Annotated in this window: 17 protein-coding genes and 1 pseudogene; 8 read left to right on the top strand and 10 right to left on the bottom strand. The window is 42.3% G+C overall.

Annotated features, from left to right (window positions below):
- The first annotated feature begins 41 nt into the window (after window positions 1-41).
- Entirely contained in the window at window positions 42-1,037 is a 996-nt protein-coding gene (locus DW173_RS14215) for a M20 family metallopeptidase (protein WP_004316652.1), read from the top strand.
- Between the two features lie 22 nt (window positions 1,038-1,059).
- Window positions 1,060-1,485 (top strand): SufE family protein, encoded by a 426-nt coding sequence (locus DW173_RS14220; protein WP_004316653.1) that lies wholly within the window; start codon window positions 1,060-1,062, stop codon window positions 1,483-1,485.
- Between the two features lie 15 nt (window positions 1,486-1,500).
- On the opposite strand, the gene DW173_RS14225 is transcribed toward DW173_RS14220, so the two are convergent.
- The 5 genes from DW173_RS14225 to DW173_RS14245 all read right to left on the bottom strand — a co-directional run bounded on the left by DW173_RS14225 (window position 1,501) and on the right by DW173_RS14245 (window position 7,995).
- Window positions 1,501-2,280 (bottom strand): CPBP family intramembrane glutamic endopeptidase, encoded by a 780-nt coding sequence (locus DW173_RS14225; RefSeq protein ID WP_120144592.1) that lies wholly within the window; start codon window positions 2,278-2,280, stop codon window positions 1,501-1,503.
- Window positions 2,281-2,419: 139 nt separating this feature from the next.
- Window positions 2,420-3,400 carry a bifunctional riboflavin kinase/FAD synthetase gene (locus DW173_RS14230; protein WP_009040172.1) on the bottom strand — a complete coding sequence of 327 codons (981 nt, stop codon included), beginning with the start codon at window positions 3,398-3,400 and terminating at the stop codon, window positions 2,420-2,422.
- Window positions 3,401-3,410: 10 nt separating this feature from the next.
- Window positions 3,411-4,034: an HAD family hydrolase gene (locus DW173_RS14235; RefSeq protein WP_120144593.1), complete on the bottom strand. Its 624-nt coding sequence runs from the start codon at window positions 4,032-4,034 to the stop codon at window positions 3,411-3,413.
- Window positions 4,024-6,729, bottom strand: a complete 2,706-nt coding sequence (locus DW173_RS14240) for a calcium-translocating P-type ATPase, PMCA-type (protein WP_120144594.1) — start codon at window positions 6,727-6,729, stop codon at window positions 4,024-4,026. The genes DW173_RS14235 and DW173_RS14240 overlap by 11 nt, the downstream gene beginning before the upstream one ends.
- A 90-nt stretch (window positions 6,730-6,819) precedes the next feature.
- Entirely contained in the window at window positions 6,820-7,995 is a 1,176-nt protein-coding gene (locus DW173_RS14245) for a sensor histidine kinase (RefSeq protein WP_120144595.1), read from the bottom strand.
- Between the two features lie 223 nt (window positions 7,996-8,218).
- Here DW173_RS14245 and rd point away from each other — a divergent pair, with 223 nt between their 5' ends.
- The gene (gene rd, locus DW173_RS14250) at window positions 8,219-8,383 is read left to right on the top strand and encodes a rubredoxin (protein ID WP_004306971.1); all 165 of its coding nucleotides are present in this window, start codon (window positions 8,219-8,221) and stop codon (window positions 8,381-8,383) included.
- A gap of 158 nt (window positions 8,384-8,541) precedes the next feature.
- Here rd and DW173_RS14255 read toward each other — a convergent pair whose 3' ends face one another.
- Window positions 8,542-10,239: a Na/Pi cotransporter family protein gene (locus tag DW173_RS14255; RefSeq protein WP_120144596.1), complete on the bottom strand. Its 1,698-nt coding sequence runs from the start codon at window positions 10,237-10,239 to the stop codon at window positions 8,542-8,544.
- Window positions 10,240-10,321: 82 nt separating this feature from the next.
- On the opposite strand from DW173_RS14255, the gene DW173_RS14260 reads away from it, so the two are divergent.
- Window positions 10,322-11,995, top strand: a complete 1,674-nt coding sequence (locus DW173_RS14260) for a nucleoside kinase (RefSeq protein WP_008016291.1) — start codon at window positions 10,322-10,324, stop codon at window positions 11,993-11,995.
- A gap of 220 nt (window positions 11,996-12,215) precedes the next feature.
- Window positions 12,216-12,617, top strand: coding sequence for a hypothetical protein (locus DW173_RS14265; protein ID WP_008026182.1), 402 nt, complete (start codon window positions 12,216-12,218; stop codon window positions 12,615-12,617).
- A 4-nt stretch (window positions 12,618-12,621) separates the two neighbouring features.
- Here DW173_RS14265 and DW173_RS14270 read toward each other — a convergent pair whose 3' ends face one another.
- The 4 genes and pseudogenes from DW173_RS14270 to DW173_RS14290 all read right to left on the bottom strand — a co-directional run bounded on the left by DW173_RS14270 (window position 12,622) and on the right by DW173_RS14290 (window position 21,123).
- A complete protein-coding gene (locus DW173_RS14270) occupies window positions 12,622-13,932 on the bottom strand; it encodes an acetylxylan esterase (protein ID WP_087317869.1) in 1,311 nt (436 codons plus the stop codon).
- Between the two features lie 16 nt (window positions 13,933-13,948).
- Window positions 13,949-15,322, bottom strand: a complete 1,374-nt coding sequence (locus tag DW173_RS14275; RefSeq protein ID WP_015531661.1) for an aminopeptidase P family protein — start codon at window positions 15,320-15,322, stop codon at window positions 13,949-13,951.
- A gap of 115 nt (window positions 15,323-15,437) precedes the next feature.
- A pseudogene (locus tag DW173_RS14280) lies at window positions 15,438-16,237 on the bottom strand (KilA-N domain-containing protein).
- 74 nt (window positions 16,238-16,311) lie between these two features.
- On the bottom strand, window positions 16,312-21,123 hold the full coding sequence (locus tag DW173_RS14290) for a RecQ family ATP-dependent DNA helicase (RefSeq protein ID WP_087317833.1): 4,812 nt from the start codon (window positions 21,121-21,123) through the stop codon (window positions 16,312-16,314).
- Window positions 21,124-21,319: 196 nt separating this feature from the next.
- Here DW173_RS14290 and rpoN point away from each other — a divergent pair, with 196 nt between their 5' ends.
- From rpoN to gcvH, 3 genes are read left to right on the top strand one after another with little or no spacing between them, the layout of a single operon-like run.
- The gene (rpoN, locus tag DW173_RS14295) at window positions 21,320-22,804 is read left to right on the top strand and encodes an RNA polymerase factor sigma-54 (RefSeq protein WP_074558636.1); all 1,485 of its coding nucleotides are present in this window, start codon (window positions 21,320-21,322) and stop codon (window positions 22,802-22,804) included.
- Between the two features lie 46 nt (window positions 22,805-22,850).
- A complete protein-coding gene (locus DW173_RS14300; protein ID WP_004316578.1) occupies window positions 22,851-23,522 on the top strand; it encodes a hypothetical protein in 672 nt (223 codons plus the stop codon).
- A 29-nt stretch (window positions 23,523-23,551) separates the two neighbouring features.
- Window positions 23,552-23,932 carry a glycine cleavage system protein GcvH gene (gene gcvH, locus DW173_RS14305; RefSeq protein ID WP_008644974.1) on the top strand — a complete coding sequence of 127 codons (381 nt, stop codon included), beginning with the start codon at window positions 23,552-23,554 and terminating at the stop codon, window positions 23,930-23,932.
- Window positions 23,933-23,945 lie beyond the last annotated feature (13 nt).

The raw sequence follows: 23,945 nt of genomic DNA on the forward strand, positions 1-23,945 counted from the left end.
TGAAAATAACTAATTTTGAAGCCCTAATAGATGAAAGGACGATGAAAAAGAAAACTATGATAGTATTAATGAGTGCCTTTTTGTTATTATCAGCATTCTCTTGCGGAGGAGGTAATAAGGCAAATAGTACGAGTGAACAAAGCGAAGAGACAGCAGTGAATGTACCTCAATTTGATGCGGATAGTGCTTATTTGTATGTAAAGAATCAGGTGGATTTCGGACCTCGTGTTCCTAATACAAAAGAACATGTTGCCTGTGGCAATTACCTTGCCGGTCAGTTGGAGGCTTTCGGTGCTCAAGTGACTAATCAATATGCAGATTTAATTGCTTATGACGGAACTCTGTTGAAAGCGAGAAACATTATCGGTTCTTATAAGCCGGAAAGCAAAAAACGAATCGCTCTGTTTGCGCACTGGGATACACGTCCATGGGCTGATAACGATCCTGACGAGAAGAATCATAATACTCCGATTTTGGGTGCCAATGATGGTGCCAGTGGTGTAGGGGCTTTATTGGAAATAGCTCGCTTGGTCAATCAGCAACAACCGGAGTTAGGTATCGATATTATTTTGCTGGATGCAGAGGATTATGGTGCGCCGCAGTTCTATACGGGGCAGCATAAAGAGGAATTCTGGTGTCTCGGATCACAGTATTGGGCACGCAATCCTCATGTACAGGGATATAATGCACGTTTTGGCATCCTGCTCGATATGGTGGGCGGTGAAGGTAGCGTGTTTATGAAAGAGGGATATTCTGAAGAATTTGCTCCCGATATAAATAAGAAAGTCTGGAAAGCGGCGAAGAAGATTGGCAACGGGAAGACGTTCATGGATGGTAACGGAGGATTTGTTACCGACGACCATCTGTTCATTAATCGCTTGGCACGTATTAAAACAATCGATATTATTCCATATAATCAGGAGGGTGACTTTACTCCGACATGGCATACCGTCAATGACAATATGGAGCATATAGATAAGAATACGTTGAAAGCAGTAGGCCAGACGGTATTGGAAGTGATCTATAATGAGAAATAACAGGATTAAATAATTATTTATAATGTCAATTAATGAATTACAGGACGAAGTGATTGCAGAATTCAGTGACTTCGACGATTGGATGGACCGTTATCAACTACTTATTGACTTAGGAAATGAGCAGGAACCACTTGAAGAAAAATATAAGACGGAACAAAATCTGATTGAAGGATGCCAAAGTAGGGTGTGGCTTCAAGCGGATGATGTAGATGGTAAAATCGTTTTTAAAGCGGAAAGTGATGCTTTGATAGTCAAAGGAATTATTGCCTTATTGATTAAAGTCCTTTCAGGACATACTCCTGATGAAATCTTGAATACAGATCTTTATTTTATAGACAAGATTGGGCTGAAAGAGCATCTGTCGCCAACGCGTAGCAATGGTTTGCTGTCGATGGTGAAACAAATACGAATGTATGCATTGGCATTCAAAGCAAAAGAGGGGAAGTGAAAAACTTCCCTTTTTTTATGGTTGCTTTTTGGAAGTCAGATTGTTCATGGTCAGTATGGTGCAGATAAGTAGCAGGATTGAACCGACCAGAGCGACGAGATACGGGCTACCGTTAATCAGGTCATCCATATTCTCGGCTTCGGGATATTTGATGCTAAGATATACGGATAGCGAGTTGTTGAGCACGTGCATGAGTATACAAGGTATCAGGCTGCCTGTTTTGTAATAAGTCCATGCCAGCAGGATACCGATCAGAAATGCGGGAAGGATCTGGGCCGGATTTATATGAAAGACGCCGAACAGAAGCGCGGAAATCAGAATGGCTTTAGTCGGATTGTATTGTTGAAGTAAAGCGCGGGTGATTGCTCCGCGAAACAAGATTTCTTCAAGTACAGGACCGATGATAGCTATTGCAAGAATACCGCCCCAACCGGATTGGAGAATGTCGAAAGATTGCTCCATGATGTTGGGTATCCAGTCTAGCAGTCCCATAAGTGCAGATACCAGAAAGCCAGCGGTGAGAATAGCCAGCCCGCTACAAATTAGGAATGGCACTGATACAGGCGACCATGTCGCTTTCTTTTTACTGATATAGCCGGCTTTCCATAGATAAATACCCATCATAATCTGACCGGCTAATTGGGCCGGAATCATAATCATTTGCGTCAGGGCAACCTTATCCAAATCTCCTGTGGTGACTAACAAATAGATCGTACAGGGAATCATAATCAGGATAGGGGCGACAATCTGCGCAATGAGAAGGTCTATTAATATCAGTTTGATAGCCGTTTTCATTGGTCTTTAGTTAGTTGTAAAGAAACTATAGATAAACATAGCTAACATCGAAATAGCTATTACCACCAAAGAGATGCTCATAAATGACTTTTGCATAAGAATCTATTTTTAAATTATTATTGTTCGGTTATTGTATTATTTATTTTGTTTCTCTGCTGTTACTGCCTGCCTTGCTGGCAAGAAGAATAGCTTCCGTCTCTTCTGCATCTTTATGGAGTTGCACTATTAACTCGTCGATACTGGAGAATTTCAGTTCGGGACGCGTCCGTTTTACAAAAGTAAGCCGGATGAATTTATCGTATATGTCCGAATGGAAGTGAAGGATATTCACCTCAATGGTCCGGTTGGGCCCATTATCAATCGTGGGGCGGACACCTATGTTCAGCATCCCCATATATGTCTTTTTATCGAATGTCACCCATACGGCATATACACCATCCGCGGGGATCAGTTTATCAGGATCATCCACGCTTAAATTGGCCGTTGGAAAACCTATTTTGCGGCCTACCTGATAGCCGCCTACTACTATTCCGTCCAGGAAATATTCATATTTCAGGCAGTCGGCAGCCAGGTCTACTTCTCCTTGATGAAGAAGTTTGCGGATCAGGGAAGAACTTACCGGAACATTGGGTACGTTCTCTATTTCTATATTGCTGGTATATGCTTTGGCGCGGATCACTTCTATGCCAATTTCTTTTCCGTAGCGTACATAATCCTCGAAGCCTTCGCTGCGGTTGTGCCCGAAACGATGGTCATAGCCGATAACCAGGTATTTTACCTGATAGCGTTCTTTTAACAGCTGTGTCATGAACTCCCGGGCGGTAAGCCGGGAAACTTCCGGGGTGAAATCAAGCATCAGGCAGTAGTCTACCCCGATGTCTGCAAGCAGACTTATTTTTTCTTCCGGGGTAGTCAGAAGTTCCGGACGGTAATCCACATTCATCACTTTGCGGGGATGAACGGGGAAAGTAACTAATGCAGAGCGTAGACCTTTGGCGGCGGCTATCTCTTTCACTTGCTGAATCAGATAGCGATGTCCTGCATGTACTCCATCAAAAAAACCGATGGTAGCTACACTGGGTTCCGGGTTAATAGCCGATGTGTCACGTATAATCTGCATATCTCTAAAATTATTTGCTGTTGAAAAGATGGCTCCAGTCTTCGCCTGCTTTTGCTGTATAAGTGATAATTCCTAAATTTTGCGCTGCCTTACAGTTCATCTCGGAATCATCGATGAAGAGTGTTTCTTTCGGCTCGATACCGGCATCCTCTATGATTGCCTTGAAGATCTCCGGTTCGGGCTTGGCCATTTTCATTTCAAAAGAGAGATATGTTTTCTCAAAATAGTCTTCCACCCTAAATGTGCGGTAGGGAAACAGATGAATACATGTCCAGTCCCAGTGGATTTGGTTGGTATTGCTCAATAAATAGACGACATATTTCTCACGTAATTTTAATAATAAATCAAGTTTGTGTGTCGGTATGTCTACTAAAAAACTATTCCAGGCTGCATCTATTTGTGTGTCGCTCACTGCTTTGCCTATCATTTTATGAACTCCGTCACGGAATTCGGCGGGTGTAATCAATCCTTTTTCCTGTTGCATCAGGAGGCCGTTCGGATTATGGATGTCCAGTAGGTCCTCCACGTTCCGGAGCCCTAATTTCTGAAAGTTCTCAATGCAACGTTGGCGGTCGAGATTGATAAGTACACCACCCAAATCAATAAGAAGGTTTTTTATTCCTTTACTTTTCATTTCTGTTTTTTTTGTGAATAATACGTTGAACAAGGCGAATAAGTTCTCCAACCCATAACACCGTGGACGAAACGCCTATAATAAGAAGCCAGGTTTGCCAGTTGAGCGGCTCCGTACGGAATACAGCTCCACCGAACTGTACGATCAGGAATTGTCCGGCAAGAATAGCCAATACAATAAGTTCCATACCATACGATTTGGAAAGTCCCTTGAATGCCGAATCGGTAGTGCCGAATACACGGGCATTGAACAGATTCCAGAATTGCAGCATGACAAAGAAGGTGAAGAAAATGGTCAGGTTGTGTATATCCATACCTTCCGTGCTGTGGTCGAAATAATAAATCATTCCGAGCAGTACGATGAGGAAGATGGAGCCCACACCTAATATATTAGACCGCATTGCCTTACTGATAATAAAATCAGTGCTTCGACGGGGTTTCTCAAGCATCACGGTTTCGCTGGGCGGAATGGAAGCAAGTGCCAAAGCGGCAAAAGTGTCCATAATCAGGTTCACCCATAACATTTGTGTTACAGTCAGCGGAAGTTCCGTACCGATCACAGAACCTAACAAGACAATGAGCAGTGCTACGAAGTTGATCGTCAGCTGGAAAACAATGAAACGCTGGATATTCTTATACAGGGAGCGTCCCCACATAACGGCAGTTCCGATACTGTTGAAGGAGTCGTCGAGCAGGGTAATATCGCTGGCCTCTTTGGCAACAGAAGTACCTGTACCCATTGACAAACCTACTTGGGCATGATTCAAAGCCGGGGCATCGTTGGTTCCGTCTCCGGTTACGGCTACGACTGCTCCTTTTTGCTGAAGCAGCTGCACCAGGCGTTGCTTGTCAGTCGGGCGGGCACGGGACATGATTTTTAAATCCATCACTCTATTCAATGCTTCTTCATCGCTCAATTCAGCAAATGCAACACCGGTGATTCGATTTCGTTCGGTATCTGTTTCGGGGTTCCAAAGACCTATCTGGCGTGCGATTTCCGTTGCAGTTCCCGGAGTATCACCGGTCACGATCTTGATGCCGATACCTGCGGACTGGCATTTAGCAACCGCAGCAGGTACGTCCGGACGAATCGGGTCGGAGATGGCAACTACTCCCAAGAAATTCAGGTCGTTGGCTGAAACCAGTTCCGTACAATCGTTTGGCTCATTTTCTCCGACAATCTTGAATGCAAATCCAAGTGTACGCATAGCCATATTCTGATAGCCCAACAGTTGTGCTTCTACTGTGGAACGATATTCTACGGCGTCCACTCGTCGTCCGTCCAAGACAACTTCTTTACACTTGCCCAGAACAATTTCCGGGGCTCCTTTTATATAGAGTATTTTTTTCCCGATCAGTGGCGACTCAACAAGGGTTGCCATGAATTTCCGTTCGGTAGAGAAAGTGAGTTGGTCGAGGATATGTGCTTTCTCGCGAAGTTCCAGATAATTTTTTCCCTGCTTGTTAAGCCAGAGTAATAAAGCTACTTCGGTGGGATTTCCTACTCCTTTCGGCTTCTCACCGGTCGTTGACTCTTCGAGGAAAGCGGTTGAGTTAGCGCTGATTCCTTCCGCAATGAGTGTGCTGATATCATCATCGGACAAAACACTGCCATTTTTGATGCCGTAAAAATTAGGCTCGTGCACTTGCATCAGGTTTTGAGTCAGTGTACCGGTTTTATCCGTACAAATCACGGTGATGGCTCCCATTGTTTCGCAAGCGTGCATTTTCCGCACCAGGTTGTTGGTAGAAAGCATGCGGCGCATATTCAATGCCAGACTAAGCGTAACACTCATTGGCAATCCTTCGGGCACAGCTACCACAATCAGCGTAACTGCCATCATAAAATATTTCAGTGTCCGTTCGAAAACAGGAAGCCACTCGTGCCATCCGTTCAGTGAACCGAAATCAAAGAATAACAATACGTCTTTGACAAAGAAAATAAGGAAAGCGAGACCGGCAACGGTAAAACCAATCTTTCCGATGAGGTTTGCGAGTTTGGTCAATTGTATGTTCAGCGGAGTAGGTTCGAGATTGTCTTCCGTGCTTTGTCGGGCTACTTTCCCGATTTCAGTAGCATCTCCCACATGCAGCACGCGCATGGTGCCATGACCGTCCACCACTGTCGTTCCACGCATCACCAGATTGGAAGCATAAGTTGCCTCTTCATCAAAGTCAGCTTCTACAGTTGTTTTATTAATAACGGGTTCGCCTGTCAGATTAGATTCGTTTACTTGCAAAGAGATGGCTTCCAGTAATTCTCCATCGGCAGGAATTTCTTCACCGGTTTCCAGAATTACAATATCACCTACCACTATGTCTTTGCGGGGAATTTCCTGTACACGTCCGTTTCGGATCACTTTTACCAATGTTTCTTCATTGACTGCATTCAGCAGATCAAACTTTTTGCTGGCATCATACTCAAAAAAGAAACCGATTCCGGTAGCCAGTAAGATAGCTGCTATAATTCCGATTGTTTCAGCGTATTCGTTTTCGATGATAGAAATGATTAACGAGAAAGCGGCTGCTACTAATAGTACGCGTACAACCGGGTCTTCAAATTTTTCCAGATAAAGTTTCCAGAGGGAAGGACGCTTGGGAGGTGTTAACAGGTTAATACCATTTTTCTCCCTGCTTTGTAGGACTTCGTCATCCGTAAGTCCTAAATGATAATAGTCATTTTTATTTGTACTCATGCAGATACATGCGTTTAGTTTGAACCGCAAAAATACAACATAAAATTGTGATAAAATGTTTAATTAAAACTTTTTATGAAGTCGAATTTGTTACCGTGGTTTACCACATGTGCGATAAGGAATTGTAAACCAGAATGTAGAGCCTTCACCTTCTACGGAATCCGCACCAATCTGACCGCCTAGTTTCGTGACAATGGTTTGAGAGATAGAGAGTCCCAGTCCGGCTCCTTTCTTATCTTTGTTCAGTTTTACAAAACGCTCGAATACATCCGGTAGTTTTTCTGCCGGAATTCCGGCTCCGGTATCTTTTACATAAAAGTAAAGTTCGGTATCTCTTGCCTCATATCCGATACGGATACTACCTTCATGGGTGAATTTAATGGCATTACCGGCAAAGTTGGAAAGCACCTGTGCCACCCGGTTACGATCCGTTTGAATCATGCACGAAGAACGAGACGATTCTGCTATAATTTGTATCTTTTCTCCAGCGTCATTGACTCTCATCTGGAAAAGTTGTTGTAAATCTGAAAGCAATAGATTGACGTCGACCGTTGTCTGTACAAATTCCAAGGTTCCGGCTTCGATTTTGGACATATCCAGAATGTCGTTGACCAACTGCATCAGGAGATCAGCATTCATTTTTATGATTTCCTGGTATTGAGCCTTTTCCTCTTCGGTATTTGCGCTGCCCAATATCTCTGCAAATCCGGTAATAGCGTTGAGAGGGGTACGGATCTCATGGCTCATATTAGCTAAGAAGGCAGATTTTGAAATATCGGCTTTTTCAGCTTTTTCTTTGGCTAGTCTCAATTCATTTTCGGCCTGTTTCCGTCGGGTGACGTCATGTACGGTGATAACCATATTCTCTTCTTCATTGAGAAGGAAGTAGGAGCCGGATATGACTGCATCACATTCCACAGTCGTATTATCCGATGTGACTACGGATAAAGTTGCTTCAAGATCCGTGAAGTTCCGTCTCTGTTCGAAGGCCTGACGTATGGCAGTACGTATCGGACAGGAACCGCAGAAGCTATGTGTGCCGCAGCCTCCTTCGGCAGCCAATGCGTTACGGCATTGCAGCAGGTCGCCCACTCTTTTTTCTTCTGTTCCTTTTCTGGTTCCGGTTTTTTGGTAATAGTTGGTCTTCAGTACTTTAAAATCGTTATCTATTAGCAGAATAAAAGCATGTACATTCTTTAAAACGGCACCGGCGATATGGCTGGTACGTTCCAACTTTCTGGATTCACGGAACAATCGTTGTTGCATCCGTAGGCATTTCCTGCGTTCCCATAAAAAACTGATTAGTAGGACTGCGCATAAAACTATTAAAGTTGACAATAGTGCTATAAGCATAGTATAATATTGTTGTTTTAGCTTGATAATATGACTACAAAGATAGCTTTTTTCTTTAGTTTGGAAAATAGTGTTGAACAAATATCCAGCTATTTGTGTTATATTATTCAGAAAACCATTTAAAAATACGAACGTTATGAAAAAGTACATTTGCACGGTCTGTGAATATATTTACGACCCCGAACAAGGAGATCCGGAAAGCGGAATTGAACCAGGAACAGCCTTTGAAGACATTCCAGATGATTGGACTTGTCCGTTATGCGGAGTCGGCAAAGAAGATTTTGAACCGTACGAAGGATAAAACCAAGAGAGAGAGAATTATTTAAGAGGAGAATGGCCGGGTGTATAGATATATGCCCGGTCTTTTTTGTTTTTCTGGAGGATGATTTAAATTAAAAAGGAGAATCAGTAATGCTATGATAGACTGATTCTCCTTTTTTATCATTCAATTAAGCTCTATCAAGAAGCTTTTTTCTCTTTTACATCACTACTGGCTTCTACTACATTCACCACGTAGTCACCTAGTTTTTCACATTCGGCGATAATATCCATGTAATAAACTCCCATCTGATAATCGTATTCTTTGTTGTTTACGTCCAGAATGTTCTGATTCTTCAGTTGGTTACGGTAGTTATTAATTTCATTCTCGATGTTGAAGGACTTATTGATGTCAATGTTCTGATGTTCCGGTTTTTCTACTACCACAATCATTTGAGCAAGTGCATCGTTAGTCAGCTTCATCATGAAATGAATATGCTCATATTGTTTCTCGGTAAAATCTTGGTTGGTCTGACGTTTCCGGTTGATGGTACGTGCCAGGTTATAACAGCTGTCGCCGATACTTTCAATTTCCGTCACTTCACGCAGCATGGCACGTATCTGTAATTTACTTTCAGAGCTTAACCGACCTTCAGATACTTGATTCAGGTAGTTGGCTATTTCAAGTTCCATGTTGTCGCTGATATTCTCATACTTCTCGATCCGGCTGAACAGCTTGTTGAAATCGTCATCCTTTTCTGTGTGTAGCAAATCCTGCACCATGCCGAACATCCGGTGTGTACGTTCTGCAAAAAGATGGATTTCTTTGCGTGCCTGAAGGATAGAAAGTTCAGCGGTAGAAAGCATACCACCGGTGATAAACCGCAAACGGGGCTCTTCGTCCTCTTCTTTGGGGTGGATAAGAGCACATACGGTACGTTCAATCAGTTTAACCGCCCATATCAGAATACATACATTACAGATATTGAAAATCGAGTGGAAAGCCGATAACTTGTAGGAGATGGCAACTTCCGGATTGTTACTTTGGAAAAAGGTATCTACTACCCAGTTTACCAGTTCCATGAAAGGATGGAAGACAATCAAGACCCAGATAACGCCGAACACGTTAAAAACAAAATGAGCCAATGCTGCCCGCTTAGCCTGTGTATTGGCTGTAAGTGCGGCAAGATTGGCCGTGATAGTGGTTCCGATGTTTTCTCCCAAAACAAGTGCTGCTCCCAGTTCCAGACTGATCCATCCGTTGGCGCACATAATCAATGTAATTGCCATGGTGGCGGCGGAGGCCTGTACAATCATCGTCAATATAGTACCGATGAGTAAGAACAGAATGATGGAGAAGAATCCCATGTCCGTGTAGTTCTGTACGAAGGCAAGCATTTCCGGGTTGGCGTTCAGGTCGGGCGCGTTTGCTTTCAGATAAGAAAGCCCCATGAAAAGGAAAGAAAAACCGAAAATGAATTCACCGATGGACTTGCGGTTGCTTTTGCCGGAGAAGATGAGCGGGAGGGCGATGGCTAAGAGCGGAAGAGCGAAGGCAGCCATATCAACCTTAAATCCGAAAATTGAAATGATCCAGGCAGTCACGGTAGTACCGATATTAGCACCCATAATGACGCTGATGGATTCGGCAAGTGTGAGCAATCCGGCGTTTACGAAACTTACGACCATCACTGTCGTTGCTGAAGAAGACTGGATAAGAGCTGTTATCAACACTCCTGTTAAAACTCCCGTTACCCGATTGGTAGTCATTGCCGTTAGAATACTTCGCAATCTGTCACCCGCGACCTTTTGTAAACCCTCGCTCATAATCTTCATTCCGTAAAGGAAGAGTCCTAATGAGCCTATGAGCTTTAAAAAATCATAAAAAGAATATTCCATCTATAATATTTTTAATGGTTATTTGTTCTCTATCTGATTATAAGTATATTAGTCCCAAATTATTCACCTTTTAACGAACTCGATGAAACAGATGTTACAAATATGTTGCAAAAATAACAATATTTCCAAAGAATTCCCTATCGGAAGCTCACTTTTGGATATTTATTACGGTTTTAATCTTAATTTTCCTTATCAAGTAGTAAGTGCCAAGGTCAATAATCGTTCCGAGGGACTGAATTTCAGAGTTTATAATAATAAAGATGTAGAGTTTCTGGATGTGAGAGATCAGTCCGGTATGCGTACGTATGTCCGTTCGCTTTGTTTTGTCTTGTTTAAGGCTGTCACGGAACTGTTTCCCGACGGAAAATTGTTTGTAGAACATCCTGTTTCAAAAGGCTATTTCTGCAATTTGCGGATTGGCCGTCCCATCGAACTGGAAGATGTGACACGCATCAAGCAACGGATGCAGGAGATTATCGCGGAGAATATTTCCTATCATCGCATCGAATGTCATACGGCTGAAGCTGTGCGTGTTTTCAGCGAACGGGGAATGAATGATAAAGTGAGATTACTGGAAACTTCCGGTTCGCTCTATACCTATTATTATACATTGGGTGATACCATTGATTATTATTATGGGAATCTGCTACCCAGTACCGGATATCTTAAATTATTCGATATCGTGAAATATTACGATGGATTGCTCCTTCGGATTCCGAGTCGGGAAAACCCGAATGTGCTTGAAGATGTAGTGAAGCAGGAAAAAATGCTGGATGTCTTTAAAGAATATCTGAACTGGAGTTATATCATGGGGCTTAACAATGCCGGAGATTTTAACCTGGCCTGTGAAGAGGGACATGCAACCGATCTGATAAATGTTGCAGAAGCACTGCAGGAGAAGAAAATAGCCCAGATAGCCGATACCATATTCCATCGTGGTGAAAACGGTAACCGGGTAAAACTGGTATTGATTGCCGGACCATCCTCTTCGGGAAAGACAACTTTCAGCAAACGGCTTTCTATACAGCTAATGACCAATGGACTGAAACCATTCCCGATCTCTTTAGATAATTACTTTGTGGATCGTGAAGAGACTCCTCTGGATGAAAACGGAAATTATGATTATGAATCACTGTATGCACTTGATTTGGAACTGTTCAATCAACAGTTGCAGGCACTCCTGCGCGGTGAAGAGGTCGAACTGCCTCGTTTTAATTTCTCCCTTGGCAAGAAGGAGTATAAAGGTGATAAACTGAAAATAGAAGATAATACGATTCTGATTCTGGAAGGTATTCATGCCCTGAACCCGGAACTGACGCCGCATATACCGGCTGAACGGAAATTCAAGATTTATGTTTCGGCATTGACCACCATCTCTTTGGATGACCATAACTGGATTCCGACAACTGACAACCGTCTGTTGCGTCGTATTATCCGTGACTTCAATTATCGGGGATATTCGGCACGTGAAACGATATCACGCTGGCCGAGTGTACGTGCCGGTGAAGATAAATGGATTTTTCCCTATCAGGAGAATGCCGACGTAATGTTTAATTCAGCGTTGCTTTTTGAGTTTGCAGTACTCCGTTTGCATGCCGAACCTATTCTGATGGGTGTACCGCGCAACTGTCCTGAATATTGCGAAGCATACCGGTTACTTAAGTTTATCAAATATTTTGTTCCTGTACAGGATAAGGAGATTCCGCCTACGTCTTTACTGCGCGAATTTTTGGGAGGTAGTAGCTTTAAATATTAAGTAGAAAAATTAGGATATATTCGTTATTTGTACTTTCTTTGCAGAAAATATGAATTACCTTTTGTTGTAGTAAGGCAAGAGAACACAAAATAAACAATATTTGAATAGGATTCTTTAGGGGAGAATACTGTATAATGACTGTTATACTAAACTATAATATTGAACCTTTGGTTACTTTTGCTGTTATAAAAGGACTACATGCAACAAAAAAAATGTGAATATGATTTTTTATAATAGTCTTTTAGCAAAGTGGTTCTTGGGAAAAGGAAAGAAACACTATTTTATGTTAGGCTGGTTTTTCTTTACCCGGTATAAATATCTGGAAGTTTGGGAAGATATGGAGTTACGGATACATGCAAAGCAATATTGGGAATGCTTTTCTCTGACTCTGATACCAGCGTTGATTTTGTCATTACTGTTTTCATGGTGGTGTATGATACTACCATTCATAACTTATGACCTCCTTTATTGGTTTGAAAAGATCATCTACCACCATTCAATATTTAATTGGGAGGCGATAAAGCATAGCGGTGATACGCTTTATCTCCGAAAGAGAAAAGCGTATGCCTGGAAGAAAGGTTACGGGAAGAAAGAGTTGCCCGTATCCAGATGGAATGATTGATTCTTTATTTTAAATGCTTCTTTATCCAAAGCAGATGTCCATACTCCGTATCGTTAGAGGTCCAATGCTCATTAATAGGAGTAATTAGGGCTTCTTTCGGACAGTTTAGTACATTGTATACAATATAACTGGTGGTTGGAGGACAGGTGTCATCATTGAATCCCCATGTTATATAGGTGTCTGCTTTTATCAATTTAGCAAAGTTCACTACATCATAATAGGCCATTGTCTTTATTTTTTCGGGGGTATCCATATCTACCGAATTTCTAAAGAAATGAGGATATCCACCGGCACGTCCGGCTTTATAGCCTGCCATATCGCTTAATGCAGGATGATTGGCGACACAAGCTGTCACCCGTTCATCCAGTCCGGCGGTGATTAATGCCAGGGCGCCTCCCTGACTACCTCCTTGTGCAATTACATTTTTGCCATCCCATTCCGGCAGGGAAGTTAGAAAGTCGATACCGCGTACACAGGCCAGATATACCCGTTTCATATAATAATTATCACGACTGTCGAGCCCATTGGTCAGATAGCCGTTTTCTCTGCCATTGAAAGCGTTGCTGATTTCTTTAAATTCTTCATCAGTCATTTCCGGATTCAGGCCGTGTATCTCGAATTCAAAACGGATGCATCCTTGCTCCGCATAATATTTATGACGTAGAGGTTCTTTGATGGTTTTGATACCTGCTCCCGGAGGGCACAGGACAACCGGAAACTTTCCTTCTTTTTTCGGATAGAATAAATATCCGTAGACGCATTGCCCACGTTTGTTCAGTTGCAATTTTACGAGATAACAGTCTATTTCATCAGTGGAATATTTTTCGACATGTTCTTTGGTATACGTTAGGGGAAACTCCTTTTGTTCCGCTTTTGCCTTTTCCCAAAATTCCTTGAAATCGGAAGGCATGGTGGTATACGGACGAAGTTTTTCCGGTGAAAATCCTACTTTGATATGATGTGAATAGGTCTTTCCATCTACGGTTGCTTTCAGGCGACAGTCGCGGAATCCCGGCTCTTTCATTGTGCCCACAGGAATCACTCCCCTGCCATTCTTTAAAGTTACACTTCCTTTGGTATCGGCAACAGGCATCATATCACCACCTATTTCATAAGTGACGGTTACGTTATCTCTGGGGATACCGTATTTATAGAATTGTACCTCCACAGTTGCTTTTTCTCCTGTTTTATAAAGCCAGTCGGCATGATTGGGTACGGTGACCCAAAGCACATCGCTTTTATAAGGATAGTTTTCAGCTACGGCGGATAGCAAGGTAAGTGACAATAGCCATACAGATAAAAGTAGTCTCTTCATGGTGTTATTCATTGTTTTATCTTAAAGCTTCCACCTCTTCCGGTGTCAAAGGAATCTTCTTACCTAATCGGCGGGCGCCGGTTTCTGTAATTAGATAATCTTCCTCATTGCGGATACCACCGAAGTCCTTATAAGTTTCCACTACATCATAATTGATGAAATCGGTAAATTTCTTTTCTCCTTTCCACATGTCAATCAGTTCCGGAATAAAATAAATACCTGGTTCTACCGTGTGTACAAATCCCGGTTCCAACGGAATGGCGAGACGTTGCGATTTGCGACCGAACTGTGTGCTCTTCGGCTGACCGTTATATCCTACCCATATCTCTCCTAGATTTTCCATGTCGTGTACATCCAATCCCATCATGTGACCTAATCCGTGAGGATAGAATAACGCATGAGCACCTTCGCGGACCGCATCTTCCGTATTTCCTTTCATCAATCCGAGTGCCTTCATACCGTCTACCATGACACGGGCAGACAGTTCGTATACCTCCATATAAGGAATACCCGGACGGAGGGCTTTTACAGATTCCAGATGCATCGCATTCTGAATCTCGTATACTTCGCGCTGGCGGGCTGTAAACTTTTTGTCGGCAGGAATGGTAGACGACATATCGCCTGCATAGCCTGATTCTACTTCTGCGCCTGCATCAATTAGGAATAAATCACCCGGTTTTACTTTATTTCCATGATAGTGGTTGTGTAAAGTCTGTCCGTTGATAGTGGCAATGGTGGCAAAAGAAAGCTGGCAGTTGTTAGATTCGGCTACCCGGTTCATTTCCGCTACCACTTCGTATTCATACATGCCCGGACGGAGCACTTTCATGGCGGTGATGTGCATATCGGCAGTTACATCGCAAGCCTTCTCTATTTCTACAATTTCTTCGGCAGATTTGTAATTACGTTGGGCGATAACGGCACGGATGAATGGAACAGAACCTTCCTGGCGTGTAGGGGGAATACCCAACCAATCCATCAGTTTCAATTTATGCTCGGGACGGTAAGGTGGCAGATAATGAACCGCTTTCCCTTTCTGGACGCACTTGTGGAGATAGCTTGTAATTTCTGCGGACGGCATCAGATTTTTTACGCCCACACGTTCACATTTTTCGTGTAATGTAGGTTGCGATCCCATCCATACGATTGCGTCGATAGACAGTTCATCTCCAAAAATGATTTCTTTGTCTTCATCAATATCGATAATAGCCGAAAGGCCGGCGCATGAAAGTCCGAAATAATAAAGGAAAGTAGAATCCTGACGATAACGGAAGGTGTTATCCTCGTAGTTCAGTCCGCACTCGTCATTTCCGAGAAATAACAATACCCCGGAGCCTAAATTCTTTTTTAGCAGGGCTCTTCGCTGCATATACGTTTCTTTGGCAAACATATTGTCCTAATTTTTAGTTTTGTAGCAAATTTACATAAAAACGTTGGAATAAACGAATAAAGTTGGAAGAATATGTGTCTTACTCATGAACATCCTAAACACATAATAAAGAAGTTTATTTCAGTAGTTTCCTCTTTCCGTCACCTTCTAATATCTTCATTTGTTGAATGGCAATTTGATTGAGCTTAATCAGCCGTTCACCTTGTGGGATGCTTTGATTAATAAAGACAGCATTGAGATTTTCCATATTAGAAAGACAAATGAGTTCGTTGATAGAGGCATAGTCGCGGATATTTCCTTTTAGTTCGGGGTTCTGTTCATGCCACATCTTAGCTGTCATGCCGAACATCGTTACATTTAGTATATCAGCTTCGTCGGCGTAGATAATACTTATTTGTTTGGGGGTAACTTCGGTAGGAATTAGATTTTGCTTAATAGCGTCAGTATGAATACGGTAATTAATCTTAGATAGTTCTCTTTTTGCATTCCATCCTACTTGAGTCTGTTCTTGCTCTTTTAAACGTTGGTATTCTTTAACAAGCAACAATTGAAAACGAGGACTGATCCACATTCCGAAATGGTAGGCAATGTCACGGTGAGCATATGTGCCTCCATATCGTCCTGCCTTTGAGATAATGCCGATAGCTCCTGTGCGCTCAATCCACGTCTTTACAGAAAGTACAAAATTATTGCTTCCGGCTGCATTTTAATTGTACCGAATTCGGTACAATTAAAATTAGTGTTGTATAGCATTTCCTATTCACCTATATATTCAAGGGTACTTTTCAGACTAAGCCATCTGAAAATAATATGTTCTTGCATTTGACTGCGTGCCATATCGGTTAATGAAATATAATCGTCATCATGATATGATACGACTGCAATCTCTGTATTCTGTACTTTTATCTTTGTCATGTCAGTCTTTTAGGTTTTAACTTTTCAAAGGTACGATAATATATTAGTAAATAACCGAGTAATCCAATTTCCTTTTATACCTTTTTAAAAACAACCTTCGGCAATACAATCTTGGCTTCTTTCTTATCTTCCTGTTTTTCCCAATATACAACGAAGTTGACAGAAGCTTTTTCCAGTTTATAATCTTTCTGTATTAATTCGTTGAGTATATCTTTAAACTTTTTAGAGAAACGTAGAATCTCATTATTTGAAAAATCTGTGCATCCTTTCTCTGTAAGTCGTAGAGACATACCGCTTTTTAGGGTATTTATTGCAGCCTGGCAATGAGAGTCAATGAAGAAATCAAGCCATAAGTCTCTATGAGTTAACGTATAACATAAACTTTGCGGAGCCGGATATGTATTGCTGTTTATCCGGTATTCTGCAAGACCATTAGCAATATTGCTCAGATAATGTCCGTTTGTGTGAATAGACAGATTTTGTTTGGCACGAGTGATGGCGACATAGACTTCACGCTTCTTTTCGTCCGAAAGTGATTCTATATTAGTAAGGAGCAGAAAAACATTGTCGAATTCTTTTCCTTTCGCTTTATGAATAGTAGAGACAACAATCGCTTCACCTTGAACCGGATAAAAATCTTCCAACTTTGACTCAAAAAGATAATTAGTCCAATCCGAGTGATATTTGCGCGAATAGACTTGTTCAAAATTGAGTATTATATTGCGACATATTTCCCATGATTGGGCATGGCCGAATTCTCTTTTAAGGCATCTCTTAGCAGTTTCCCACCGTTCGTCATCAATAAGATGAGTATCTTGACTCAGATCCAATGCCCGGTTGAAATAACGAATCTCGTCTAAATCACCCAGATAAAAGTTTCCACTATTAGTTTGTACCAACCGGACAGGCATCCCTTGTTCCTGTAAAAGACAAGCTATAAAGACAGCGTCCTCATTTGTTTTTGTAAGTATGCCGGTGGTGCCGGCTAGCGGACTTTCGAGAACATCCTTTATTAGCGGAACAATTAAATTGTCGGATTGATATTGTGTAATACGGATGGAACCTTTTTCAAGTTGATGGGCTTGTATCGGTGTATGTTTCATCCGGTGCGGGATCAGATTGACGAACGCGTTGGCAAATGCAACGAGATTGCTCCTGCTTCGAAAATTCTCGCATAACTCATAATGCCGTGCCTGATAGTTGGTAATAAGAGACTGCATATGCCGGGAGTCGGAATTTCTGAAAGCATAGATATTCTGGTCATCATCTCCCACAGCAATAACTTTCAATGATTCATTCTTTTCGATAAGTGCTGCGATAAGTGCGAACTCGTCTTCTGTCATATCCTGGGCTTCATCAATCACGAGTACGCTTTTGGTGATGCGGCTGATTTCCACTTCGCTGTTTCTAATCTTTTCTACTGCATCCTTAATTACGGATTTTGATTTCTCGATAGACCCTTGGCGTCCCAACAAATCAAAGCAATAGGAGTGGAATGTCTTTATCTCAATATACCCCACCGCATTACCTATTAAATCGTGTAACCTGCTTCGGAATTCATTGGCGGCTGCTCTGGAGAAAGTGAGCATCAATAATTGTTCATGCTTCACATCTTCCATTAACAGGAGAGAAGCCAGTTTATGCACAAGCAGGCGTGTCTTTCCGCTTCCCGGACCGGCGGCTACAACGATATGCCCCGGTTGATTGTCATTAACGATTTCCAACTGCGTTTTGGATAATTCCCCAAATAACTGCCTGTATTTGCCCGGTGTGATTCGTCGGTTAATTTCATCCTTCCGGCTGCCGGGAAAATACTTCTGAATAAAAGAAGTACTGTTCAAACTAAAATAATCGTCTACAAGTCGCAAGGCAGCCTGATAGTCATGGACCATTTTCCGGGCATATTCGCCTACAATATGTATCTGTTGTATCTTATTGGTGTAGAACTGTTCCAACTTACGGTAATCATCCTGTTTATATCGTATATTAGTAGCCCCCAACCGCTCAATGTTCATCCGGTTATATATCACAAGAAACCCACCCTCTATCTGTAAAGCTCCCATTCGGGAGAGATAAAAGAGAGTATCTTCTATTTCTTCGAGAGTGACTGATTCTTGGAACAGAACATTCTGATTCTCGTAAGCCTTCTTTAATTCCAAAATGGAAAACTCGACAAGAATTTCTTCTCTTGTTACAGATTCAGTATCTGATTCGATTTTATTGAAAAGATAATCGATAATGAACTCGGACAGGCAATGCCTGTTCTCACATCTTTTTTCGAATGGAATGCCGGTTTGCGGACGAAGATAAACGGAAATATGATTTCTGTTGTCGTCCCGATAGGAACGTTTTATCCAGTTTTTCTCCGCCCAGAAGTTTATAAGTGCTTTTAGCTTGTCCGGGCTTACATTTCTTTGAATTGCATTTTCCGCTTCTTCCCGTAATTCCTTCAGATTGACTATTTTTTGTTCTTCCTCAAAAACAGTCAGTAGGAAATTCTCTAGCTTATTATAAAATCTGATTATTTCCAGTGAACGGTTGCACTGCTCTTTTCTTAAAATATAAGCAGTGAGGTCACGTGAGTCAGCCAGTATCTTTTCTTCCCGAAGCAGGGTGATGATTTGAATAACCTCTTCATTGGAGATGCCTAGATGGTCGGAGATATAATCAATCCGGGATTCCGGTACTTCGCTGTTTGCATGCTTGCGACTTTTGGTTGAAATCAGTTTCTTGATGATTCGTGTAGCCTGCATCTTCTGTTTCTCGTTGAAGCGGGGAGACAGATTTATTTTGTCAATAGCTTCTTGAGCCGTTTTGGCCAATATGCTGTCGGCAAACACCCGGGGAGAGTTTTGTCCGCGATGCAGATAACCGGACTCTTCAAGTGCCGCTATGGCAGTGGTGACACGGGTTTCTATGTTGGTTACGTTTTCATCCCATCCGGCTTTGCGTGCTATCTCTAAAGCGGACTGGGAAACCTTGGGGCGAAGACGGGTAATTTCTTTAATGGATTTCCATACTTGCTGTATTTCTCCGATATGCAATTTGGTCTGGTTGAGCAGGATAAAATGTTTATTCAAGTCTTCCTCATCGAAGAGAATATAACAGGAAGCGTTGATGTGCTCGTCGCGTCCTGCCCTGCCTGCTTCCTGAACATAATTCTCGAGAGAATCCGATATTTCATAATGGACGACTAGACCGACATCTTTTTTATCCACTCCCATTCCGAAGGCAGAAGTAGCTACCATAATCTGTATGTTGCCGGCGATAAAATCATTCTGGTTTTCTGTCTTATCCTTAATGTCCATTTTCCCGTGAAAAGCGGCAACCGAAAATCCATCCTGTTTCAGGCGTGCTGCCAGTTTGGTAGCTGTACGGGTACGGGCGACATAAACAATGGTCGGACAGCTTTTCTGCTCGATAATATCTCTCAGACTATTGTATTTTTCATTTTCCTGATTCCGCTCGAAAACCTGATATTGCAGGTTGGTCCGGCTGATGTCGCTACGGAACAGTTCGAGACGGATATTTAATTTATCCTTAAAGTAGGTAGAGATATCCTCAATAACTTTCTGTTTCGCCGTGGCTGTGAAACAGGAGACGGGTATCGGCTGTTGCAAACCTTTCTTCTCCTGAAGCTGTTTAAGATAATCACCTATATAAAGATAATCCACACGGAAATCCTGCCCCCAAGAAGAGAAACAGTGTGCTTCGTCAATAACAAAGCGGACTACTTTCCGTCCTAATAGTAACCTTTCGATACTTTTTGACCTTAATGATTCCGGTGATATATAAAGTATTGAAGCGGAACCGTTTTCTACACTTTCGAAGGACTTGGCACGTTCTATAGGATCCAACAGTCCGTTGATAGTGACAGCGTCAGTGATGTTGTTTTTTCGCAGATTATCCACCTGGTCTTTCATTAAAGATTGCAGGGGAGAAATGACTACGGTAAGTCCTTTTACCTGTTCCCCGCTCATTAGAGCTGGTACTTGGAAAGTGATAGACTTTCCCCCGCCGGTAGGGAAAACAGCGAGAATCGATTTCCCTTCTACCGCCGCTTGTACCGCATTCTCCTGTAAAGGCTGGTTGTTGTAAGTACGATAAGCGTCAAAACCGAAAAAATGTTTTAATCCACGGTGTATATCGAAAGCCTGGTTGCAATAGACGCACCCTGTCAGGCAAGGAGTATTGCGCAACACGTACATGATTGATTCCACTCTTGGAAAGTTATGCAGCACCCATGGCGGGGTGATGGAATACCGATCCCGGCAATTGATAAGTGCAAGGCAATAAGCCAGTTCGATGGGAGCCCGGGAAATATAGTTTTCGAGCTGGGCATGCTCGCATACTTCCTTTGCGAAACGACGACGGATAACTGTTTCCGGATTATCGTACTTTCCGAATGGTATGGTATAAGCAATGAAATCGAAGAAAGACTTAAATTCGTCAGTAGGATGCAGCAATGAGTAATAGATATATTTCAAATCTTCGTCCAGGCGTCCGAAGGCTTCCACTTCCGCTAGAAAAAGTTCATGCGCTTTCATCGAATCATTCAGCGGATTGTTGAGGCTGTCCGTTTGCAACTTGTCATCCTTTAGTAAATGATGGTACGGTTTGGCAGGAAACAGAAGTGGGGACAGATAGAGCGTATCTATTGTTTTGGGCTGTATATACCCGGTTTGTTGAAATAGGGGAATGATATATTTAAGATCGTGATTGAGTATATTGTGCCCGCCTATGTATTCCGTTTGCGTGATGAATTGTATGAATTGGGCAGGCGAATTGGCATGAAAAGGGACTCCGTCGTTGCGGATGGCTCCCATGTCCAATATTTGACGATTTACAGGATTAACTTCAAGGTCGATGAATGTGATATTTGTCATACGTGTTGTTTTATTTTGTAAATCAACTGTCCAAAGATAATACTAACTGATTGAAATTTCGTGAACTTCGGTGGATAAATATTTGTTCATTAGATAATTTTAGTGTTATAGGATTAAAAATTATCTCCCTAATCTGTGTAATCTCTCGTTAAAAAGTTACTTTTGTAGCGAGAAATAGTAGAAAGCAAAAACGAATATGGCACAAGGTTCCCGTCAAATACAATCTCAGGCGCAACAGCAAGTACAAACGCTCTCGCCCCAGCAGATTCTGGTCGTGAAACTGTTGGAGCTTCCCGCAGTAGAGCTGGAAGACCGTATCCATGCTGAACTGCTTGAAAATCCGGCACTTGAAGAAGGTAAAGAAGAAAACACTGCGGATGAGTATGCTGATTCCGACACTACGGAAGATGGCATGGATAGCGATGCCAACGATTATGATTCTTTGAGTGATTATCTGACTGAAGACGATATTCCCGATTATAAATTACAAGAAAACAACCGTTCGAAAGATGAACAGGCGGAGGATATTCCGTTCTCCGATTCCACTTCTTTTTATGAAATCCTGAAAGAACAGTTGCGTGAACGCAACCTGACTGAACATCAGCGTGACTTGGTGGAATATCTGATCGGTTCATTGGACGATGACGGACTGCTCCGTAAGTCATTGGAGAGCATCTGTGATGAACTGGCGATTTATGCCGGCATCGAATCGACAGAAGAAGAACTGGAAGAAGCACTCTGTATCTTGCAGGATTTTGATCCCGCTGGTATCGGTGCCCGTAGCCTTCAGGAATGTCTGTTGATACAGATTTGCCGGAAGAAGGATGAAGAGAAGAAGCCCAATCCGATACTGGAGTTGGAAGAACGTATCATTAGAGAGTGCTATGAAGAATTCACCCGTAAACACTGGGAGAAGATTATAAAGAAACTGGACATTGATGAAGAGACTTTCCAGGAAGCTCTTAATGAGATAACCAAGCTGAATCCCCGTCCGGGTGCTTCTTTGGGAGAAGCGATCGGCAGGAATCTCCAACAGATAGTTCCCGACTTTATCGTGGAAACGTATGATGACGGAACCATCAATATAAGCCTCAATAACCGTAATGTCCCCGAACTCCGTATGAGTCGCGACTTCACGGAAATGGTGGAAGAACATACCAAAAACAGGGCTAATCAATCAAAAGAATCCAAAGAAGCGATGATGTTCCTGAAGCAGAAAATGGATGCGGCACAAGGATTTATCGATGCTGTGCGGCAGCGTCAGAATACCCTGATGACTACCATGCAGGCTATCATTGACTTACAACGTCCTTTCTTCTTGGAAGGAGACGAATCTCTGTTGAAACCGATGATTTTAAAAGATGTGGCTGAACGTACCGGACTGGACATTTCAACGATCTCCCGCGTGAGCAACAGTAAATATGTGCAGACAAATTACGGCATCTATCCGCTCAAATTCTTTTTCAGCGACGGGTATACCACAGAGGACGGTGAAGAAATGTCTGTCCGTGAGATACGCAAGATTCTGAAAGAGTGTATTGATGGGGAGGACAAGAAGAAACCGCTGACAGATGATGAATTGGCGGACATCTTGAAAGAGAAAGGTTATCCCATTGCTCGTAGAACGGTAGCCAAATACCGCCAGCAGTTGAATATTCCGGTTGCGCGACTTCGAAAATGAGAACGAATATAAAGTATTAAGTATAAAGTATTAAGTATTAGTGCTGATGGACAGAGAGAGAGAACATATCATAGCGGATAAGACAATGTTGCAGGTGGCGAGAGCTACTTCGATGGTCTTTACTCCATTTTCTATTCCGTTTTTATCGTTTCTGGTGTTATTCCTGTTTTCTTATCTTCGTATCATGCCGATACAATATAAGTTGATTGTGTTGGGAATTGTTTACTGCTTTACCATACTGACACCTACCATTACCATTTTCCTGTTTCGTAAAATCAATGGCTTTGCCCGTCAGGAGTTAAGTGAGCGCAAGAAACGTTATGTACCGATTCTGCTGACTATCATCTCGTATGTGTTTTGCCTGTTGATGATGCGCCGGCTGAATATACCTTGGTATATGACAGGTATCATCCTCGTTTCTTTGGTAGTATCTATTATCTGCATTGCAGTGAATTTGAAATGGAAATTGAGTGAACACATGGCAGGAATAGGCGGAGTGATCGGCGGACTGGTTTCTTTCAGTGCTTTGTTCGGTTACAATCCGGTCGGATGGTTATGCCTGTTTATATTGATTGCCGGTATATTAGGTTCTGCACGAATTGTATTGGGACATCACACGTTGGGTGAGGTGCTTTCCGGTTTTGCGGTTGGCTTGATATGTGCCCTTTTGGTACTTCATCCGGTGAGCAACATCTTATTTCGAGTATTTTTATTTTAAAACAGTATAAATCCTAAAAACTAATTATTATGAACTTTCCACAGAATTTGAAGTACACGAACGAACACGAATGGATTCGCGTTGAAGGAGACATTGCATACGTAGGTATCACTGATTATGCTCAAGAACAATTGGGTGATATCGTGTTCGTAGACATACCGACTGTTGGTGAAACGTTGGAAGCCGGTGAGACATTCGGAACCATCGAAGTAGTGAAAACAATTTCCGATCTTTTCCTGCCTGTAGCAGGTGAAGTGATGGAACAAAATGAAGCATTGGAAGAAAATCCGGAACTGGTTAATAAAGATCCGTATGGCGAAGGTTGGTTGATTAAAGTGAAACCGACAGATATAAAAGCTGTGGAAGATCTGCTGGATGCCGAAGCATATAAAGCTGTGGTAAACGGATAATTCTTACCTCACT

Source organism: Bacteroides sp. AM16-13 (assembly GCF_003602705.1).
Classification (GTDB): Bacteria; Bacteroidota; Bacteroidia; order Bacteroidales; family Bacteroidaceae; genus Bacteroides; species Bacteroides xylanisolvens.

Coding starts and splice junctions, on each gene's coding strand:
- DW173_RS14215 (WP_004316652.1), top strand. CDS start 42: ATGAAAAAGAAAACTATGATAGTATTAATGAGTGCCTTTTTGTTATTA.
- DW173_RS14220 (WP_004316653.1), top strand. CDS start 1,060: ATGTCAATTAATGAATTACAGGACGAAGTGATTGCAGAATTCAGTGAC.
- DW173_RS14225 (WP_120144592.1), bottom strand. CDS start 2,280: ATGAAAACGGCTATCAAACTGATATTAATAGACCTTCTCATTGCGCAG.
- DW173_RS14230 (WP_009040172.1), bottom strand. CDS start 3,400: ATGCAGATTATACGTGACACATCGGCTATTAACCCGGAACCCAGTGTA.
- DW173_RS14235 (WP_120144593.1), bottom strand. CDS start 4,034: ATGAAAAGTAAAGGAATAAAAAACCTTCTTATTGATTTGGGTGGTGTA.
- DW173_RS14240 (WP_120144594.1), bottom strand. CDS start 6,729: ATGAGTACAAATAAAAATGACTATTATCATTTAGGACTTACGGATGAC.
- DW173_RS14245 (WP_120144595.1), bottom strand. CDS start 7,995: ATGCAACAACGATTGTTCCGTGAATCCAGAAAGTTGGAACGTACCAGC.
- rd (WP_004306971.1), top strand. CDS start 8,219: ATGAAAAAGTACATTTGCACGGTCTGTGAATATATTTACGACCCCGAA.
- DW173_RS14255 (WP_120144596.1), bottom strand. CDS start 10,239: ATGGAATATTCTTTTTATGATTTTTTAAAGCTCATAGGCTCATTAGGA.
- DW173_RS14260 (WP_008016291.1), top strand. CDS start 10,322: ATGAAACAGATGTTACAAATATGTTGCAAAAATAACAATATTTCCAAA.
- DW173_RS14265 (WP_008026182.1), top strand. CDS start 12,216: ATGATTTTTTATAATAGTCTTTTAGCAAAGTGGTTCTTGGGAAAAGGA.
- DW173_RS14270 (WP_087317869.1), bottom strand. CDS start 13,932: ATGAAGAGACTACTTTTATCTGTATGGCTATTGTCACTTACCTTGCTA.
- DW173_RS14275 (WP_015531661.1), bottom strand. CDS start 15,322: ATGTTTGCCAAAGAAACGTATATGCAGCGAAGAGCCCTGCTAAAAAAG.
- DW173_RS14290 (WP_087317833.1), bottom strand. CDS start 21,123: ATGACAAATATCACATTCATCGACCTTGAAGTTAATCCTGTAAATCGT.
- rpoN (WP_074558636.1), top strand. CDS start 21,320: ATGGCACAAGGTTCCCGTCAAATACAATCTCAGGCGCAACAGCAAGTA.
- DW173_RS14300 (WP_004316578.1), top strand. CDS start 22,851: ATGGACAGAGAGAGAGAACATATCATAGCGGATAAGACAATGTTGCAG.
- gcvH (WP_008644974.1), top strand. CDS start 23,552: ATGAACTTTCCACAGAATTTGAAGTACACGAACGAACACGAATGGATT.